Source organism: Changchengzhania lutea (assembly GCF_006974145.1).
Classification (GTDB): domain Bacteria; phylum Bacteroidota; class Bacteroidia; order Flavobacteriales; family Flavobacteriaceae; genus Changchengzhania; species Changchengzhania lutea.
Genome location: NZ_CP039456.1, coordinates 1788387 through 1807126, shown reverse-complemented (window position 1 = coordinate 1807126; position 18740 = coordinate 1788387). Strand labels below are relative to the sequence as shown.

The window sequence follows — 18740 nt, the reverse complement described above, 5'->3', positions numbered from 1 at the left end:
ATTTTTATTTAGTAGCCCATTCCTTTTTGTATTGCTTTTTTAAGAATGAACTTGGTTACTTTCAATGCCAAACTGGGCATCAAATCCACCACTTTTCCGGCAAGATTAATACTTACACTATTTTCTTCTAAAATACTTTTGCCTTGAATTCCAGACATCTGCTTTCCTATATTTCCAAGCGACATATTGCGATTTACTTCACTACCTTTAAGATTATGACCGTCAAATTCAAAACGGAAACCCTGTAATTTGTTTTGATTGTTTATCGTCGGAATAACTTTAACACCATTAGCTTCCATGGACTTTAAATAATCATCAAATGATCTGGGCTTGAATTGTTTCATAGTCAGATCGTGTCTGCGTTTAATTTCTGTTCGTATTTCTAATAGATTCAATTCCTTTTCAAATTGCACTTGTTTTACCGTTGTTAACCCCAGATGCTCTGCTGCTTTTTCTGCCGCTAACTGACTCCGTTTACCAATAAAGCTATCGTTATAAGCCACACCTTTAAAATCAATACGATTAACATATAGATGAATATGCTTATGATCTTTATCCTGGTGCACAAATGCAATCGCCTGTCGTTCTCCTAGTTTCATCTCATGCATAAAACGTTTGGTTATTGCTTGCAGTTCTTTTGCTTCTAATCGTTTGCCATCTTCTATGGTCGGACTAATTACAAACGACAACGTATTCTTAGTACAATGGTAATTCTGATCCTGGAGCATCTTAAACTCTTTTGTGATTTCTGCAGGAGAATCGCCGTGCAGAAATTCCTTTAGTACAATTTCAACATCCTTTTCCTGGTTCCATCCATACGACATGGAAGCTCTAGTATGTGATATGCTTTTTCCTTTCCCTATCATTTCTGAAACTTTTTAAGATGTACTTTAATTGTATTTGCTAAGTCATAGACTTCCTCAGTCAGTTTTGGATTTCGTTTTTTAAACATATTACCAATAGACTTAAAGTTGTTATGGTATTTGATAAGCATCTTATAAATATCTATATGTTCTTCAGTAAAACGTTCGGTAATTTCTTGTTCAAATAAACTACGCCTGATGTATTCACTTAAACTCAATCCGCTTCTTGCTGCTTTAACTTTCAGAAGCTTCTTTTCGTAGATAGAACATCGAAATTTAACGAGGTCACTTTTCCCCTTAAACACTCTTTTTTTTTCTTTGCGACCATGGGGAGTAAACGAGAATGTGTCCACAGACACACATCTCGAATTCCTTCCTATGATGATTTCGTTTTCATCAGAAGTCCTTTGCAAATTCAATGCTATGCTATCTGAGGTATCCAATACATCGGCAGGAATCTTTACATACTGCTTCTTTTTATTTGTTGATTTTACATCAAATTTCTTTTCTTTTTTCATGACATAATAGGTCATTTAAATCTTTATAGTTTTTATAGATACTACTTTGGTTCACTACATGATTGTTATTATTTATCAAATATTTTGTTGCTCGTTGTCCAGCTCTGTCATTATCTAAATAGAGGTATGCCGATTCGTATTTTTTAATATGTATTTCAATATCTTTTATGAACGCAATAGAATTCAAAACAATGATGTCTGAAGCTTTAATCTGGGTTTCATTTAAAGTGGCCAGGGATAATAAATCAAACATGCCTTCCAAAATGATTGATTGCCTATTGTTGTTTTGAAAATAAGTATAGGATTTCAGGCTGCTGCTGTTTTTAAAAATTTTATTTCGTAATTCCCAACCGCTTTTGTTATTGTTTAATCCAATAGCGAAAAACTGTTTGTATTTAGAGGTGTACCAAACTTCTTTGCAATATCTGTTTGCTATTGAGAGCGAAATACTTCTGGAATTTAAATATTGAATTAAAGCTGGGTGTATTATTTCTTGAACTTTAATAATCTCAATTCCTGTTTCTATTTCGTTATAAATTAGCTGTTGATTTAATGCCCTATTTACCAAACCATCATTTAAAAACTCTAAAGCTTCTTTAATGGTACACTTCAAAATTTTACAAACTAAATCGATTACATTTCCGCCAATACCTTCGCCATGATCATACCATCGGTTTTTGGTTTTAGAGACTTTAAAAGAGGCTTGGGTTTCTGACCTAAAAGGACTTAGAAACCAAGCTTCTTTTTCCGTTGTCCTTTTGGGAAAGTGTCCTAATTTTTCCAGTGCTTTTTCCGCTGAAAAATCTCGGGCTGTTTCACAATTTATTTTTCTTTTCATAAGCCAATGTGTTTTTATGATTTTTTTGATGATATGATGACAATACCCTCTAAAGTCTTGTCATTATTGGGCTTAACGTATCATCGTTTTGTCATCACATCATCATTCTGCTATATTATAACCTGCTTTCTGTCATCATTATTTTTTTTGATGACAAAATGATGACAGTTTGATGACAGCTTCAGCCCTTGTAAATGCTAATCTTCTACAAGTCTGTCATCGTATCATCAAAATTTTTGGTCAAGAAATCTTTTTCGACCGTAAAATATCTGCCTTTTGCATCTACTAAAGTCATATCTCCATCCGACCAAATCACAAACTTTTGATATTTATTTGAGTTCTCTTTGTTGGTTAATTTCCAATCAATTTTTAGTAATTTTCGAAGTTGAGTTAGATCTGTCTTTACTCGGGTTTTATTAAGTGATAATAAAGCATCCATGGGACATAGATTTACAGTTTCCAAATCAAATTTTTCTATGACGCTCAATAGAATACTTGCAAGTTCTTTTTCAACACGATTACGATTGTTTTGAACTAATTTCGTTAAGGCATTAGTTTTTATTTGTTGCGCTGTAAACCACATCCGGGTTAAATGTTTAGAACTCATTTTTCGGTTTACTAGAAAATGCATAAAGGCAGGGATTTCTTTTATGAGGTTCTCCAGAAAATGAGTCTCCTCTAGTTTTATACTTGGAACCTTAATTACCCAGAATCGTGTTTCGTTGGCATCTATTTTTATGAAATTATCTTCATTATTACTGCATAGTATAAACTTTCCAAAAAACTCGACTTCACGTTTATCCTTCCCTTTCGCTTCTAACTTATTAATATTAGTGGTGCTTAAATATTTGATCCGCTCTGTAAGTTCTTCTTTATTGAATAGTACTTCGTCTATGCAGATTAAAAGTATGTTTGCCCAATCGGCATTAAACTGACTACTGAAACTATCGTTAGTTAAATAGGTCAGATTGTTATCAAAAATTTCCTTGAGCCATTTTAAAAAAGTGCTTTTTCCTGTGGAACGTTCTTTAGATACCAAACATAATATGGGTAGTACTTGAATAGGCTTTAAATACAACAATTGCAAATAATCCAACCCCAGTTCATAGTGCTTCCCGAAAATATGCTTTACAAATTTTAAGGATTTTGAAATATCCCCTTCCACAGGAGATTTACCCAAAGGAGAATATATATTGTAAAACCCGAGGTAGTCTTGCTTAAAATTTAAGTGACTGGGAATACAAGTAAACCCATCATATTTTGGGATTTTACTCAAATGGTCTTTACCGTGGTCTTGCTTGATGGTCTCCATGTTTCAATGCACTAGAATTTCGTTAAAGTGACCTGCAATAGTTGGGGCTTTTACATTTTTATAATAGGAGGTGCCAACACGTATATAGGGTATCTGTTTCATATCAATAATTTCATTTGAATGTAAATTTGAAAATCCTATACTGTTTTATGTTGCACAGCATAAGCCGAAACTTCTGCTTCTATCTCACGTTTAGACTTGCGTTTATTTTGAAGTAACCAATCCACAAGTTTAGCTTTCTCAAAAAAGAGCATTTTCCCATTGGGTTTGGAGTGGGGAATTCTTCCTGAAGCCGTGAGTTTATAAAGGTAACTTCTGGATATACCTGTATAATCACATGCTTCATCAAAAGTTAATACTTCCTTGCTTCCTATGAGTAGTTTTTCTAAACGATCTAATCGTTCGAGTATCAATAAATTGTCCATTTCTTATGTTTTTAAGATTTATAAAATGAACAAAAGCGCTTTTGTTTTCCCTTATGGGAGTATGGTAATAAAAGTATAAAATGTGGCTGTTGAAAGAAGAAAGAAAATCAAATACTTATTCACAAATATTTGATAAATAACATATTAAATCAATTAATGTTAAATTTTATTCTACATTCTATATATAATTTTTTTTGCCTGTAAATGATATTATATGACACTATTCTTAATTGCAAATTATTGGTCGTTTTGATACAGGTTTTAGGTTATTAACAATAGAGATTAGGAATATTAGGAAATATTGAAATTTGAAAACGGAGATTTTACAAATTGTATATGTTTTTAAATACATAAAATTAAGCCTTGCAAAATTGTAGTAGAGAGAACAAAGAGAATTTCGAATCGAATTATTATTGAACTTAATATGATTTCTGGAATAAATAATTAGCTCATCTATAAAAGTTGCTTTAAAACTTCTTCATTCCAAGAGATTTAAGGTTTGCACATTGGACTTACTAGGTACTAGGTAAGAGCCGAAACTTTTTAAACTTCTATTAAAACATCTGCTTTTTTAATTGGCTTCTTCTCTCTTTTTCATTTTTAATTAAAAATAACTCTCTCGAAGTTTGACCAGCAACCGAGGTATTCTCTTCCGCTCTTCTAATTAAATATGGCATTACATCCCTAACAGGGCCAAATGGCAAATACTTTGCTACGTTATATCCATTTTCAGATAAATTATAGCTAATATGGTCGCTCATACCATACAATTGTCCATACCAAACTCGTTTATCGTTTTGATATATATTTTTTTGTTCTAATAAGTTCATTAGCAAATATGAACTTTCTTCATTATGCGTTCCTGCAAATAATTCAATATCATTTAAATTTCCTACTATATATTTCAAAGTATCATTATACAAGTTGTCAGTTGCATTTTTATTTACACAAATAGGATCTTTATAGGCTTTTTTGAAAGCTCGTTCCCTTTCTTTTTCCATATAAGCACCTCTAACCAATTTCATTCCGATTTTGAATCCTTTGATTTTAGCTCTTTGGTGTAGATTCTTTAAATAGTCGAGCCTATCCCAACGATATGCCTGCAATGTATTAAATATTAATGCTCGTTTTTTATTGTAGGTCATCATCATTTCTTCAATTAAATCATCACCTGCATCTTGCATCCAACTTTCCTCAGCATCAATTAAAACGGGAATATCACTATCATAAGCTTTCTTGCAAACCGTATGAAATCGCTTTTTGATAGTATCCCATTCTTCATGTTCTAAATCACTTAAAGTAATTCTTTCTGTAAGTTTTTGATAAATTTCAAATCTTCCAAAGCCTGTTGGTTTAAATACTACAAAAGGTATTGCCTTGTGATTTTTTGCATATTCTAATGTACTTAAGGTTTTTTGAACAGCATAATCAAACTGCTCTTCTTCTTCTTTTCCTTCAACCGAATAGTCTAAAACAGTATGCATATTTTTAGTATACATTTTGTTAATTCCCTTAAGACAATCCTCTTCATTTATTCCACCACAGAAATGGTCAAAAACTGTAGAACGAATCAAATTTTCAACTGGAAGATTTGCATTCAAAGCAAATTTAGTTACCGCAGCACCAATCTTCACAAGTGGTTCTTTGTTTATCATTTTAAATAGAAAATAAGCCCTATCAAGTTCTGAATCTGATTTTAATGCTAGTGCAATTTCAGTATTGTCAAATATTTGCTTCATTTATTTACGTTTCAGCCAATTATTTAAAAGTACATATACAACTCCAGAGACTATTAATGATTGAACAGCAGGAACACCTATTGAGTATTGATATTGAGTTAAGTAACCAACTAAAAGACCAGTAACAACACTTATTGTCGCTAACCAATTCCAAGATTGCTTTGGTGTAAAATCAGTTTTATTAACAAAAAAGTAATGACTCATTATTACGCCTGCAATTAAAGGGATTATGAGAGCTAAGGCATAAAGAAAATTAACAAACTGATTCATAATACCTACCAGTGCTAATATAATTCCGCCTACCGCAAATAGCATCGTCATTATTTTTCTACTTTTATCATCATTCAAATTAAACATATTGCAAAGCACCAAACCTCCTGTGTAATTACTTACCAATTGACTCGTCCAAGTAGCCACCCACAAGACTACAAATCCCCAAGCTGGAAAACCTAATTCTTGCATGACTTGTACAATATCTGAATTTCCTGATCCCATAGACATAATACCACCAACTATAAACAAAGGAAACCCTACGATAATAATACCTAATGGAATTAAAATATTATCTCTCCACCTAGGCTTTGCAAATCGGGTATAATCTGGAGCAATTAGCCACTGGGCAACATTAATACCAATAACCAAATTAATAGCTTCAACAAAAGACATGCTTCCTTCTGGGTTCCATGATGCTATTTTTTCCCATCCTAAATTGTTAATAGATAAATAAAGTGCTACAGTAACCAAAATCAATCCTGCAGGAATAGCTATATAATCTACCCATTTTATAGAACCATAACCTAATATCGAAGGAATAGCAAAAAGAAAACCGATAACAGTAGTACTCAAAATATATAATAATAAATCTTCCTGCTTATTAATCCCCAATAACGCTACAAAAGCATCTGCAGCAACTGAGGTTTGAATAGCCCACCAGCCTAAAGTTAACATCAAAATAACAATACCTACAATTACTCTAGATTGTTCTTTTCCAAAACTTAAAGCAGCCAAAGCTGATGAAGTTAAACCCGTTTTAGCACCGATATAACCTTGAATAGCATTCCCAATCCATTGGAAAAATACGAGACCTACCATTAAAATTCCTATAATTTCTAGTATGCTAAAATTTCCAATTAGAATTCCTCCTATTAATAATACAGGAATGCAAAACTCTAGTCCACCAAATATAATAGCTGGAACATACCAAGGTTGACGTTCATTTGCAGGTATAGGTGTGAAAGCAGAATCTATATTTTCTTTTGAATTTTTTGAAGTATTTTCCATATTAAAAAGTTTAAGTTGTTAGTTCTCTTTTGGTAAGCCCTTTTTGTAGATGGTTATAAACTATTGCCAAAATCAATACAAAAATTGAAGTCAAAACTCCAAGAGCTACGTTATAATAAGGTTCAATAGTGAGGGAGATTCGTATAAGAATAGTAGCAAGAACAAATGCCGTATATCTAAAAACCCGATAGTAGTTAATGGTATAGCGCAATGCAACTAAAACAATAATTATATCCGTGAAGATTAAAACGGTGTAGAAAGTATCGAACGAATGTGGATACGTTCCTGTCTGGACAAGAACTGCTAAGTCTCGAATACCAATAAGAAAAAATGCAATCAATAAAAACAGTGCCAATAGTTTTTTTATACGCACAAATTGAAATTGATTTACATAAGTTTCCGACAATCGAATTTGACGATTTAGTTTTTGCGTAAATCCCATTACCCCAAAAATCACCAAAGCTCCGAAAGAATAAACAAGCATGCTGATAATGGTTTCTTTGGTTTCACCCCATAGTAGAAAATTATCCAAGTGACTGAATTCTTTAAATGCATCTCTTAAAAAAATGAGCGATAATAACTCAAATTGTTTACCCATAGACCTTGAAACCGACTTGGGTAATACAAAAATCAGACTTAGCAACTCTAAAATTAGAAGAATGGTAAAAGCTACTTCAATAGCAAAAAAAGGGTGCTTAAAAACATTATTCAACTGACCCACAGAAATTAATTTATAATAAACCAAGGAACTGCATATTCCGCAGATTATAAATGATAACACCAAGAAAGAACTAATTCGTCGTATTATTTTTGGGCTTTCCCAAAACAAAACTTGTTTATCAAACAGCTTAATTATTGGCTTTATCATTTCCTTTCATTTTGCAATTCTAAAAAAGCGAAGATTACCTCCGCTTTTCTAGAACTAAATCAAACTAATCAACTTACACTTAAAAATTGCTTTTATATATCGTTAAACAGAAAGAATAGAATTTTACTATCCTCTAGGGTTTCTGTTTTTCGTACTTCTTCTTTATTAAGATATATCAAGTCGCCGCCGTTCATTACTTTCTCATCTCCATCTTTAGTTGAAACTTTTAACTTTCCTGAAATTAAATAGGTAACTTCATGAGAGTCCAATGTTTTAAATGGAAGTAATTGACCTTTGGTTAAAACGACCGAACCACATTGTGCTACAACACCTTTTTCAGTCTTTTGGAAAATATTTTTTAAATAGTAATCATCTACTTCGGGAAATGTTAATTTTTTGACTTCCATCTTTTTACTGATAGTTATTTTATTTAAGAATAGTTGTAATATTCTAAAGCTTGCTCTTTTGTGATAAATCCGTTTTTAATATCTTTTTCAACCTTTTCTATAGGGCGATTTTTAGGATTTCCATACCCGCCACCAGTAGCAGTAACTAATTTTACTCGATCTCCCTTACTTAATTTTACGTTTGTTACAACATTATAGGTCTCTTCAGAACCATCTGTTCTTATTACGGTAAAATAATTATAGCTTCCTTCTTTACCTTCAAAAAGTCCCCAAGTAGGTATTGAATACCCTAGAAAAGCCCCAGTTAAGAATGCCTCGTCAGATAAAATCTTAAATGTTAAATATTGTCCATTTCCACCTTGAAATTCTCCATATCCGCCTCCTTCATTATGAAACGCATATTCTTCTACAACAACTCCATATTTTCTTTCTCTAGTTTCTGCAGGAATATTATAAGATTCACCGTGTGCATAAGAGAACTGACCTCGATTACCATCGTGTGTAGCGCAACCTCCCCAACCACCAGAAAGTGGTTCTGCTTGTACATAAAATTCATTAGTTACAGGATGAATACCAGAAATATAAGTTACACATACTGATCTAAAATGACCTGCAGGCAGCTTATCTGGGACTACAGGGCCTAATGTTTTTAATAATAAATCTATTGCTGCTAAAAACACTTCATAATAAACAGATATGGGAGCAGGTGATTTAGCACTTACAATCGTGTTATCTGGACATATTAATTTTACATGCTTAAAAGACCCATTATTGGCAGGTAGTGTTGGTGTGGTTATAGATTTAAAAGCGGCTCTAACGGCTGTTTCTAATCCTGTTCTAGATAAATTCAACGGCCCTTTTAATTGTTCGTGAGATCCTGTGAAATCACAAATCATATTCTCATCTGAAATTGTTATTTTTAATTTTAGCGGAAAAGGACCATTTCCAAAACCATCATTTTCTATCCAACCTGTATTTTCATAAACTCCGTTTGGAATTTTTTTCAGCTCTTTTAAACTAATTCTTTCACCATATTCCATAAATTCTTCGGCAGCTTGTTTGTAAGCTTCCAAACCATATTTGTCTATGAGTCTTATAATTCTTTCTGCACCAACTTCATTTGCTGCAATACCCGAAAACAAATCTCCTAATGTACTTTTTGGCAATCTTACATTAGCTTCAATCATTTTAACAACAGCATCATTTATCTTTCCTTCTTCTTTTATTTTAATAAATGGAAAATGCATCCCCTCTTGATAAATTTCGGTAGATACGGTTGATACTGAACCAGGATTTGTCCCACCAATATCTGTCCAATGTGCCTTATTTACTGTAAAGGCCACATGCTCTCCTTTATAAAAAATAGGTGTAATTAAAGCGATATCTGACAAATGTGTACCACCGCCAGCATACGGCGTATTAGCCATAACAACATCCCCCTCTTTTAAAGGATTATCTTCTCCAAATCGTTTTAACGTATCTTCTACTACAAGACTCATAGCTGCCAAAAATGTAATTACTCCGTTACCTTGAGCTAGTAAACGACCTTCTCCATCTGTAATTCCAACCGCATAATCCAACGCCTCATAAATGATAGGACTCATACTGGTTCGCTGAATAGTTTCAAACATGGCTTCACCAATCGAGATTAATGAATCTTGAATGATATCTGATGTGAATTTATTTAAACTCATAATGATTGTATTTTGCTTATAATGATGTTTGCATATTCATCAATTCTGAATTGATGCTTTGGGGGTACAACTGTTGATGTAGATTGTTCAACAATAATTGCTGGACCTTGAATTGTCATCCCTGGATCTAATTCATCCCGATCAAAAAATTGACTCTCGTGAGTACCTGATTCATCAAAATCTACTTTTTCACTAGCAATCAATGCATCTTTTATAGTGTTACATTTAGCTTCGACTTTACCAATAACTGGTTTGTTTACGATTACTTCTGCTACTAAGTGATAGTTAACGATTTCGATTTTAGTATCGGTAAGGCTAAAAGCATAGCGCTTTTTATGTAATTGATTAAAATTATTTTCAATTTCATCCATTTTCAAATTATCTAAATTAGGGACACCAAGTTTTACGGAATGTTCTTGCCCATTGTAGCGCAAATCTAAATAATACTCAAATTTGATATCTTCTTTTTGATAATCATCTCTTACATAAGCTTTAGTGGCCTCATTTTTCATTTCTTGAAAAACACTCTTTAGAGTTGAAAATTTTTCTTCATTCAAATCCATCACGTCTGTACGAATGTAATCTCTTCTTAAGTCTGACATTAACATTCCAAATGCCGAAAACACACCAGCATTTAATGGTATTATAACTTCTGGCATTTGTAGTTCTTCAGCCAAATATGCTCCATGCATGGGTCCGCCTCCACCTATAACTACTAATGAAAAATCTCTTGGATCATAGCCTTTATTTACAGAAACGCTTTTCAAGGCATTAACCATATTAGAATTAGCAACACGAATGACACCACGTGCCACTTCTTCCATAGTCATATTTAATTCTTCGCAAAGTGGTTTTGCTGCTTTTTGTAAACTGTTAAAATCAGGTTTTAATTCACCTCCTAAAAAGTAGTCTTTATGAATGCGATTACACACTACATTGGCATCTGTAGTTGTAAAGTTCATACCTCCTTTTCCATAAGACGAAGGACCTGGGTTTGCAGCTGCACTTTTTGGACCAACACGCATCTTACCACCATCGTCTAACCAAGCAATACTGCCACCACCATTTCCTATTTCTACAATATCAATTACCGGAGTAAGTATAGGAAAACCGCTTTGAGTTTTTGTTTTTTCAATATTATAAGTCGTTACAATTTTTGGTATTCCATTTTCAATTAGAGAACATTTCGCAGTAGTACCTCCAATATCTAAAACCAACAAATTTTCTTTACCTATTGTTTTACCTAGTACTACAGCACCAAGCATACCGCTTGCTGGACCAGATTCTATTAAGGTAATAGGATTTGCCTTTACGTCTTCAACAGTGGTAATTCCACCGTTAGATTGCATGATGTATAGATTGTTCTTATAACCTAGTTTTTTTAAATGATGGGTAAGATTATTTAAGTATTTTGTAGCTATAGGTTTCACATATGCAGAAAGTACAGTAGTACTCGTGCGCTCATATTCCCGCCATTCTCTAGTGACTTCGTGTGAAGTTATGACTTCAAATTGTGGATATTTAGAGCGAATATAACTAGCTAATTTTTTCTCATGAATAGGGTTTTTGTATCCATGTAAAAAACAGATTGCAATCGCTTCTACACCTTCTTTTATAAACTCTGCGATGTGTGAATCTACAGATGTCTCATTTAGGGGTATAATGATTTCACCCAAATAATTAATACGCTCTTTTACTTCTTGCCTCAAGTATCGCTCTACAAACGGGTCTTCTTTTTTAAAGTTAAAGTTGTATAAATCTGGTCTTGTACCTCTTGCTATTTCAAGAACGTCCCTAAAACCTTCGGTGGTAATTAATGCTGTTTTAGAACCTTTTCTTTCTGTAATGGCATTAATGACTACTGTTGTTCCATGAGCGAAAAAATCAATAGTATTTAAATCTAAATCTATTTTTTTTATAGTATTTAAAATCCCTTTTTCGAATTCTCCTGGTGTTGTGCTAGATTTTGACACCTCAACCTTTTTAACCTCTTTAGTTTTTCGATCGTAATCAAAAAATACAAGGTCAGTAAAAGTTCCTCCAATATCTGTTGCGACTCTCATATGCATTATTATTTATTATTTACTCTAACCACAATTTTTCCTACCTGCTGATTTGAAAGCATATATTCATAGGCCTTTTTGTAATCATTGAAATCAAAAACTTTACTCACTATAGGTTTTAATGCTCCTTTTTCAATTCTATCTAAAATATAAGACTTGCATTCGTTTAGTTTATTAATGTCCTCTACATGGTTGAATTGGGAATAAGCATCCATTATGGCTTTTTTTCTAATAAGTGGAACTAATGGATATGGTGTTGGGTTTGGATCTAACAATCCATAAATAATCACCACAGCACCCATTGATAAGGAATCTAAATATTCGTGAATAAAACTTCCTGCAACAGGGTCGTACACAAAGCTAACACCTTCTCCGTTTGTTATTTCCTTTAACCTTTTCTCAACAGACTCTTCGTTTGTTATTATAAGATCGTTAATACCTAGTCTTTTTAGTTCCTCTTTTTTAGTGCTTGACCTAGTTGATCCTATAGCAATGGCTCCAACTTCTCTTGCCAATTCAAAACAACCATAGCCCGCTGAACTAGAAATGGCAGGAATAAAAACATAATCTCCTTTTTTTACGCTACCTACGTGAAATAAGGCAAAATAAGCTGTAGAATATTGCATCCATATAGAGCAAGCTTCCTCTACCGTTAAATTTTTGGGAGCTTTACTCAAGTAATCTTGTGGCACAATAGCATATTCTCCTTGCACACCATATTTAGACGTATTAAATGGTATAGAAGTAACTCTGTCGCCAACTTTAAAATCAGTTACCTTATTACCAACCTTAATAACTTCACCAGTGGCTTCAGAACCAATACGTGCAGGAAAAGTAGGTAAGGTTGTATGAAAACCTTGATAATGAAGAACATCCGCTCTATTTAAAGCAAAAGCATCTACTTTGAATAAGACTTCATCATTAACTGGGTCTTCTATGGTTACATTTTCCATATTTAAAACATCTAACTCACCTGTTTTATGAAACTGTATTACGTTGCAATTAATTTTCATGTTTTCTAGTTATTATTATTGTTTTCATTTCCCATAAATGGATAGCTGTAATTCGAGGAAGACACAAATGTTTCCTTAATTGTGCGACAAGATACCCAACGTAACAAATTCCATATAGAACCTGCTTTATCATTAGTCCCTGAACTTCGAGCGCCTCCAAAGGGTTGTTGTCCTACAACTGCTCCCGTTGGCTTATCATTGATATAGAAATTGCCAGCAGCATTTTCCAAAATATTACTAACGTAATCAATTACATATCTATCATTACTAAAAATAGCCCCCGTTAAAGCATATTCAGAAGTTTCATCTACTAGTTTTAGAGTTTTTTTCCAATCTTTATCTTCATAAACATATATTGTAATAACGGGACCGAACAATTCTGTACACATAGTTGTATACTTGGGGTTGGTGGTTAAAATAACTGTAGGCTCGATGAAATAACCAATTGATTTATCACAACTTCCACCAACTATTATTTCGGCATCTTTATCTTTTTTTGCACGTTCTATATAACTAGAAATTTTATCAAATGAAGCTTCATTAATTACGGCATTTATAAAATTGGATGTATTATAGGGGCTTCCTATTTTCATACTATTAACATCGTTTACAACATAGCTTTTCACTTCTTTCCATAAACTTTTTGGAAGGTATGCCCTTGAAGCAGCTGAACATTTTTGGCCCTGATATTCAAAAGCACCTCTAGAAATAGCTGTTGCTACTTGTTTTGAATTAGCTGAAGGATGCACCCAAATAAAATCTTTCCCACCTGTTTCACCTACAATTCTTGGATAGGATTTATAGTTGGAAATATTGTCTCCTATTTGTTTCCAAAGTGATTTAAATACATTAGTAGAACCTGTATAATGTATACCTGAAAAATCTTGATGAGCCAATACAATATCACTAATCAAAGCGGGGTTTCCGTATACAACATTAATAACACCATCTGGTAGTCCTGCTTCTTTAAAAAGATCCATAATTACTTTTGCTGAATATATTTGATTGCTAGAAGGCTTCCATACACAAACATTACCCATCATAACCATTGATGCAGGTAGATTTGCTGCAATCGCCGTAAAATTGAACGGTGTTACCGCATAAGTAAACCCCTCTAAGGCTCGATATTCCATTCTGTTCCAAACTCCTGATGAAGATTGGGGCTGATTTTGATAAATCTCGGTCATAAATTGCACATTGAACCTAAAGAAATCAATCATTTCACATGCAGAATCAATTTCAGCTTGATATACATTTTTTGATTGTGCTATCATTGTTGCAGCGTTCATTCTAGCTCGATATGAACCAGCTAAAAGTTCTGCCGCTTTTAAGAATATTGCAGCACGGTGTTCCCATGATGTTTTTGACCAATTTTTTCTGGCTTCCAAACAATTTGTGATAGCCTGCTCTACGTGTTTTTTATCGGCAATATGATATTGTCCGACCTTTCGTTTATGCTCATGAGGGGGAGAAATAGAAATTGTTTTACCAGTTCGTATTTCCTTACCTCCTATATAGAATGGAATATCTATAATTTCATGGTTCATTGCTTTATAAACATTAAGTACTTCTTTAAGCTCAATGCTGTTTGGAGTATATTGTTTAACTGGCTCATTGACCACTTTAGGGATATTATAAAATCCTGATGCCATTTTATATGTTTTATTAAAAATTTGAGAAAATTAATTAATCACCCCTACCTACCTAAATTCAGATAGGAAGAAGTTTTTTAATTATCGAGCTATTTCAATGAATTTAGAACCTATAGGATAGGTCTACTCCGATTGTAGTTGGTGTATTGGGAAACCTTAAATTATTAAACCCAAATTCTGCTGTTGGAAAAAACTCCGTATTAAAATCAGTATCAAAAATATTATTGGCCCATAGTGTAAGGCCAACTTTATTTAATTTTAAATTAACTCTTGCATTCACTAAAGTATATGGGTCTTGTTTGTACTCTTCAAGAGGGTCCCAATATTGAGTACCCCTATTGTCAACATTTACATGAAAACCTAATTTCGAGTTTTCTCCTAATTCAAAATTAGCATTTGCACCAACTTGAATTGTACTTTTTATGGTAAAGGGTGATGTGTTTCCACTAACGTCTACATCTTCGTGTGTATCATAATCAAATGCAGCAGCATTGGTCAATCTGTTGTAGTTTCCTTTTTTTATTTCACCATCATTAAACCCTACGCTTGCAAAGAAATCAAGATTGTTTGTTGCTCTAAATTTTATTTCTGACTCAAATCCTGAGATTTTAGATTCCTCAAAATTATAGATTCCGAGTACTGAAGGTGTTACAGGAATAAAAGTGTATTGTTGCTGATTTTCAAAATCTATGAAGTAAAACGAGTTGTTAAAAATAATTCTGTTATTTAAGAAACTTGTTTTTAAACCTATTTCATAATTGTTAGTGAATTCTGGTTTATAAGTCTTGTCAAATTTTACAGTTTCGTCTGAATTAAAACCTCCGCTTCTATAACCACGTCCATAGTTAGCGTATGCCAATACGGTTTCGGATATTTCATAAGCCATTGAAAATTTTGGCTGCCAAACTGTTATATCGTTTTCTTGTGATGTGTTGGATATACGAGATTCATTAGTTAATTTATCATAATCTACACGAACTCCTGCAGATAGTGTAAACTTAGGTGATATTTTAAAGTCTAAAAATCCAAAAGCAGCTAGTGTTTGTATCGTATTATCATCATCATTTCCAACTAATGGGTCTGTGCTATAATTTGCATTTTCTGCAGATGCATCTACAAAACCTCCTTCGTAAAATGTTCTGTTAAGAAAAGTTGAAGTGTTTAAATAACGCTTACTATTTTGGTACAGTGTTCCAAAAGTATAATTCAATTTAGAATCTTCGCTGGCATTTGATGTTAATCTAATTTCTTGACTAAAAGTATCAGAATCCGATTGTTGCGATACTTTACTAAATGCATATTGGGAATAGTCATTTTCACCTATGTAATATCTTTTAGTTGCATTATAAGAGGTAACAGATTGAATTTTTGCCTTCTTCAATGAGCCTTCAATTTTAAGGCTACTTAATGAGTTTGAGAGTTCTGAATCTCCTTGAACATCACCAAACGGCTCACTAGAATAATCATCATCAGCAAGTACAGGAATGTTTGGATCAAAAATATCTGTTTTAGTTACATAATAATTGCCTCCTGCATCTACCTTGAAATTGTCCTGCACAAATGTTGCAGACCATCTTGGGCTAAATCTATATTTCAATTTGGCTCTAATGTTATGTTCTTTTGAAAAATCAACTTTTTCATTTAAAAAAGTATTATTAATCAAACCGTCGAAAGTATTGTACCTGCCTGTAACACTATAGTAGAATTTGTTCTTTGTAATAGCTCCTGAAGAAGATAATCCAGCACCAAATAACCCACCATTGCCTGTTGATAGTATGACCTTAGTTTTGTTTTTATTTGTAGGGTCTTTTGTTGTAATATTAATTGCTCCTGCAATGGCATTTTTACCGTAAAGTGTTCCTTGTGGGCCTTTTACAAACTCTAATAACTCAATATCGTATAATGACATATTCATAGCACTCGCATCTGGCAATGTCATTCCATCAATAACAACAGCAACAGGAGATTCCGCATTCCTAATTTGTGAAATTCCACGAACTGTGAGAAAATTTACTCCAGGTTGCTGTGCCTCGTTAAAAGTAACATTTGAAATTTGAGACGTAAACGATTGAATATTATCAATCCCGCTAGATTCTATTGTGGCTGCATTTACTGCAACCGTTGTTTCTGGCAAGCTTTGTATTGCCTGAGCTCTAACACGAGCCTTACTTGCAACAGAAGAAAAACCTTTAACAACAACGTTATCTAATTGACTAGCCTCAGATTCCATTACAATATTTAGATTATTACTGGTAAGTTGTACTGTTTCTGTTTTATACCCTAAAAAAGATACTACTAAATCTTTGGCGTCTTCATTAACAGTTATAATAAATTCACCATTAAAATCAGTAATGACGCCATTACTTGGATTTCCGCCTTCAATAACTGTAGCGCCAGTAAGGGGGTTGCCTGAGTCATCAACGATTTTCCCTCCTATATCTTTCTTAGATTGTCCATAAGCAAATATCGATGAAATCAATAAAATGCAAAGAAATACATGTTTCATATTAAAAGTATTTAAGTTAGTTTATTCATTTGTTTTGGTAAATCTATGAACAAGATATTATTTATTCCATCATTCCTGTTTATTTGATGTTATTCATTATTTATAGGAATTTAAATGGAATATTACTAATTTCACATAGTTTATAAAATTCTGACAAATGAATATACGTGGAATAAAAGTTTCAAATGGCTTTATATCTAGCCTTCATAGAGAGCTTTTAACTGTTTTTTCAAGGCATTATAACATCGAAATTAAAACCCTCACCGTATTCCAGCTTTACGGTTTCGGAAACTACAATGAAAATAGGCCAAATCTAAAAGGATATATAACTGAAATTACTGGCCAATGGATTAATGGTAAATACCTATATAATAAGATTAAAGAAATTGAAAAAGGTAACAGTAAAAACATTAAGCTAAGAAGAGATTATTTATCACTTTTAATTATTGCTACTGGATATAATAATTATAGTGAATATTTAAAAAACTCGCCCTTTATAGGGTCCGATATTAGAAACGAAGAAGATAGTAATATTGACGAAAACTCCAATGATGTAGATGCGCTCTACTATGTGGGTTATTATGTAGAAGACCGACAATACTATATTAAATCTAAATTCACAATTTATAAGATGAAGAGTGCGTCTTGGGAAATTTTATATTGGGAAAAAAATATTGAACCTACTTTCTATAAATATTTCGGTAAATGTGTGCCTACAGGAGAAAGCGCGTTATCCTTTTATTTTAGTAAGGAAAACTCAACTCTAAATAAAGAATGTTTCGTTAATATTTTTTATGGAAACAATATGCAAACAAAACCTGTATTACTAGGTGCTTATAATGGCTTCAACAGAAATAATAACCCTGTAATAGGAAAGCTGATTTTTGAACAGGTAGATAATATTGAAGAACAAAACGAAAAAGTGAGGAGCAAAGAAATTAACCCGATTTTTCATCATTATTTATACTCTCAGAGAATGGAGGTGGATGGCATTCTACCTCACAAAGATTCCGATTTATCTGTTTCATTAAATAGACTTGAAATTGTAAATTTTCTAATAGGAGAATATTTAGGGTTTTATATGGATAAAAACAATTATTTGATTCCTATTACTTTTGAAGTATTAAATGAACTGGGGGAATTGAAATTTAAAATCAATAATACCAATTTGATTGGAATAGCTAGAATTAACAGAACTGAAAACTACCTAATATCTGAATTTAGCGAAAAGGATAAGTCCTTTTCACAATTTTCCTTACAGGTACAGCCGTTAGAAAGAGATTTATTTTTAGGGCATATGCTTGTCTATTCAGGGGCTAATGTTTTAAATGGAAAGGTTCTATTGTGGAAAAAATACAAAGCATTAAAGAAATTTATGGAACAAAACAAAGAATTCTATTTAAATAAGAATGATTTAGAAAACTCATTAGTTAATAAAATTGATGAATATCTTGAAAAGTGATTCTATTTTAGAATAAAGCGAACTTATTTATCTTTATAAGAATCATATAAGACAAAATTAAAATCTTTGAACTTCCAGAAAAAATAAATAACCAAATCA

At 32.7% G+C, this 18740-nt stretch carries 15 protein-coding genes; 1 reads left to right on the top strand and 14 read right to left on the bottom strand.

The genetic code is table 11. From position 1 onward, the window contains the following. Nucleotides 1-8: 8 nt before the first annotated feature. The 14 genes from FAF07_RS08305 to FAF07_RS08240 form a co-directional block, all read right to left on the bottom strand. A complete protein-coding gene (locus FAF07_RS08305; RefSeq protein WP_142784659.1) occupies nt 9-866 on the bottom strand; it encodes a relaxase/mobilization nuclease domain-containing protein in 858 nt (285 codons plus the stop codon). Continuing rightward, entirely contained in the window at nt 863-1381 is a 519-nt protein-coding gene (mbpA, locus tag FAF07_RS18870) for a mobilization protein MbpA (protein ID WP_246067814.1), read from the bottom strand. Before mbpA ends, FAF07_RS08305 begins: the two co-directional genes overlap by 4 nt. Further along, complete coding sequence (locus FAF07_RS08295) at nt 1359-2219, bottom strand: toprim domain-containing protein (RefSeq protein WP_142784658.1); 861 nt, start codon at nt 2217-2219, stop codon at nt 1359-1361. Before FAF07_RS08295 ends, mbpA begins: the two co-directional genes overlap by 23 nt. Nucleotides 2220-2424: 205 nt before the next feature. Continuing rightward, nucleotides 2425-3531: a primase-helicase family protein gene (locus FAF07_RS08290; RefSeq protein WP_317130346.1), complete on the bottom strand. Its 1107-nt coding sequence runs from the start codon at nt 3529-3531 to the stop codon at nt 2425-2427. Between the two features lie 137 nt (nt 3532-3668). Then, nucleotides 3669-3956, bottom strand: a complete 288-nt coding sequence (locus tag FAF07_RS08285) for a helix-turn-helix domain-containing protein (RefSeq protein ID WP_142784657.1) — start codon at nt 3954-3956, stop codon at nt 3669-3671. Between the two features lie 554 nt (nt 3957-4510). Then, on the bottom strand, nt 4511-5695 hold the full coding sequence (locus FAF07_RS08280) for a proline dehydrogenase family protein (RefSeq protein ID WP_142784656.1): 1185 nt from the start codon (nt 5693-5695) through the stop codon (nt 4511-4513). Then, entirely contained in the window at nt 5696-6976 is a 1281-nt protein-coding gene (locus tag FAF07_RS08275; RefSeq protein ID WP_142784655.1) for a cytosine permease, read from the bottom strand. Nucleotides 6977-6986: 10 nt separating this feature from the next. Continuing rightward, nucleotides 6987-7844 (bottom strand): hypothetical protein, encoded by an 858-nt coding sequence (locus tag FAF07_RS08270; RefSeq protein WP_142784654.1) that lies wholly within the window; start codon nt 7842-7844, stop codon nt 6987-6989. A gap of 92 nt (nt 7845-7936) precedes the next feature. After that, nucleotides 7937-8251 carry a cupin domain-containing protein gene (locus tag FAF07_RS08265; protein WP_142784653.1) on the bottom strand — a complete coding sequence of 105 codons (315 nt, stop codon included), beginning with the start codon at nt 8249-8251 and terminating at the stop codon, nt 7937-7939. Between the two features lie 23 nt (nt 8252-8274). Next, the gene (locus FAF07_RS08260; RefSeq protein ID WP_142784652.1) at nt 8275-9945 is read right to left on the bottom strand and encodes a hydantoinase B/oxoprolinase family protein; all 1671 of its coding nucleotides are present in this window, start codon (nt 9943-9945) and stop codon (nt 8275-8277) included. Next, nucleotides 9942-12008 carry a hydantoinase/oxoprolinase family protein gene (locus FAF07_RS08255; protein WP_142784651.1) on the bottom strand — a complete coding sequence of 689 codons (2067 nt, stop codon included), beginning with the start codon at nt 12006-12008 and terminating at the stop codon, nt 9942-9944. The genes FAF07_RS08260 and FAF07_RS08255 overlap by 4 nt, the downstream gene beginning before the upstream one ends. Nucleotides 12009-12016: 8 nt before the next feature. Next, nucleotides 12017-13021, bottom strand: coding sequence for a zinc-dependent alcohol dehydrogenase family protein (locus FAF07_RS08250; RefSeq protein WP_142784650.1), 1005 nt, complete (start codon nt 13019-13021; stop codon nt 12017-12019). A gap of 5 nt (nt 13022-13026) precedes the next feature. Beyond that, entirely contained in the window at nt 13027-14673 is a 1647-nt protein-coding gene (pruA, locus tag FAF07_RS08245; RefSeq protein WP_142784649.1) for an L-glutamate gamma-semialdehyde dehydrogenase, read from the bottom strand. A gap of 103 nt (nt 14674-14776) precedes the next feature. Further along, entirely contained in the window at nt 14777-17179 is a 2403-nt protein-coding gene (locus FAF07_RS08240) for a TonB-dependent receptor (RefSeq protein WP_142784648.1), read from the bottom strand. Between the two features lie 157 nt (nt 17180-17336). Here FAF07_RS08240 and FAF07_RS08235 point away from each other — a divergent pair, with 157 nt between their 5' ends. Continuing rightward, nucleotides 17337-18641, top strand: a complete 1305-nt coding sequence (locus FAF07_RS08235; RefSeq protein WP_142784647.1) for a hypothetical protein — start codon at nt 17337-17339, stop codon at nt 18639-18641. Nucleotides 18642-18740 lie beyond the last annotated feature (99 nt).

Excerpts from the sequence above, each read along its gene's own strand:
- FAF07_RS08305 (WP_142784659.1), bottom strand. The coding sequence starts at position 866 with ATGATAGGGAAAGGAAAAAGCATATCACATACTAGAGCTTCCATGTCG.
- mbpA (WP_246067814.1), bottom strand. The coding sequence starts at position 1,381 with ATGAAAAAAGAAAAGAAATTTGATGTAAAATCAACAAATAAAAAGAAG.
- FAF07_RS08295 (WP_142784658.1), bottom strand. The coding sequence starts at position 2,219 with ATGAAAAGAAAAATAAATTGTGAAACAGCCCGAGATTTTTCAGCGGAA.
- FAF07_RS08290 (WP_317130346.1), bottom strand. The coding sequence starts at position 3,531 with ATGGAGACCATCAAGCAAGACCACGGTAAAGACCATTTGAGTAAAATC.
- FAF07_RS08285 (WP_142784657.1), bottom strand. The coding sequence starts at position 3,956 with ATGGACAATTTATTGATACTCGAACGATTAGATCGTTTAGAAAAACTA.
- FAF07_RS08280 (WP_142784656.1), bottom strand. The coding sequence starts at position 5,695 with ATGAAGCAAATATTTGACAATACTGAAATTGCACTAGCATTAAAATCA.
- FAF07_RS08275 (WP_142784655.1), bottom strand. The coding sequence starts at position 6,976 with ATGGAAAATACTTCAAAAAATTCAAAAGAAAATATAGATTCTGCTTTC.
- FAF07_RS08270 (WP_142784654.1), bottom strand. The coding sequence starts at position 7,844 with ATGATAAAGCCAATAATTAAGCTGTTTGATAAACAAGTTTTGTTTTGG.
- FAF07_RS08265 (WP_142784653.1), bottom strand. The coding sequence starts at position 8,251 with ATGGAAGTCAAAAAATTAACATTTCCCGAAGTAGATGATTACTATTTA.
- FAF07_RS08260 (WP_142784652.1), bottom strand. The coding sequence starts at position 9,945 with ATGAGTTTAAATAAATTCACATCAGATATCATTCAAGATTCATTAATC.
- FAF07_RS08255 (WP_142784651.1), bottom strand. The coding sequence starts at position 12,008 with ATGAGAGTCGCAACAGATATTGGAGGAACTTTTACTGACCTTGTATTT.
- FAF07_RS08250 (WP_142784650.1), bottom strand. The coding sequence starts at position 13,021 with ATGAAAATTAATTGCAACGTAATACAGTTTCATAAAACAGGTGAGTTA.
- pruA (WP_142784649.1), bottom strand. The coding sequence starts at position 14,673 with ATGGCATCAGGATTTTATAATATCCCTAAAGTGGTCAATGAGCCAGTT.
- FAF07_RS08240 (WP_142784648.1), bottom strand. The coding sequence starts at position 17,179 with ATGAAACATGTATTTCTTTGCATTTTATTGATTTCATCGATATTTGCT.
- FAF07_RS08235 (WP_142784647.1), top strand. The coding sequence starts at position 17,337 with ATGAATATACGTGGAATAAAAGTTTCAAATGGCTTTATATCTAGCCTT.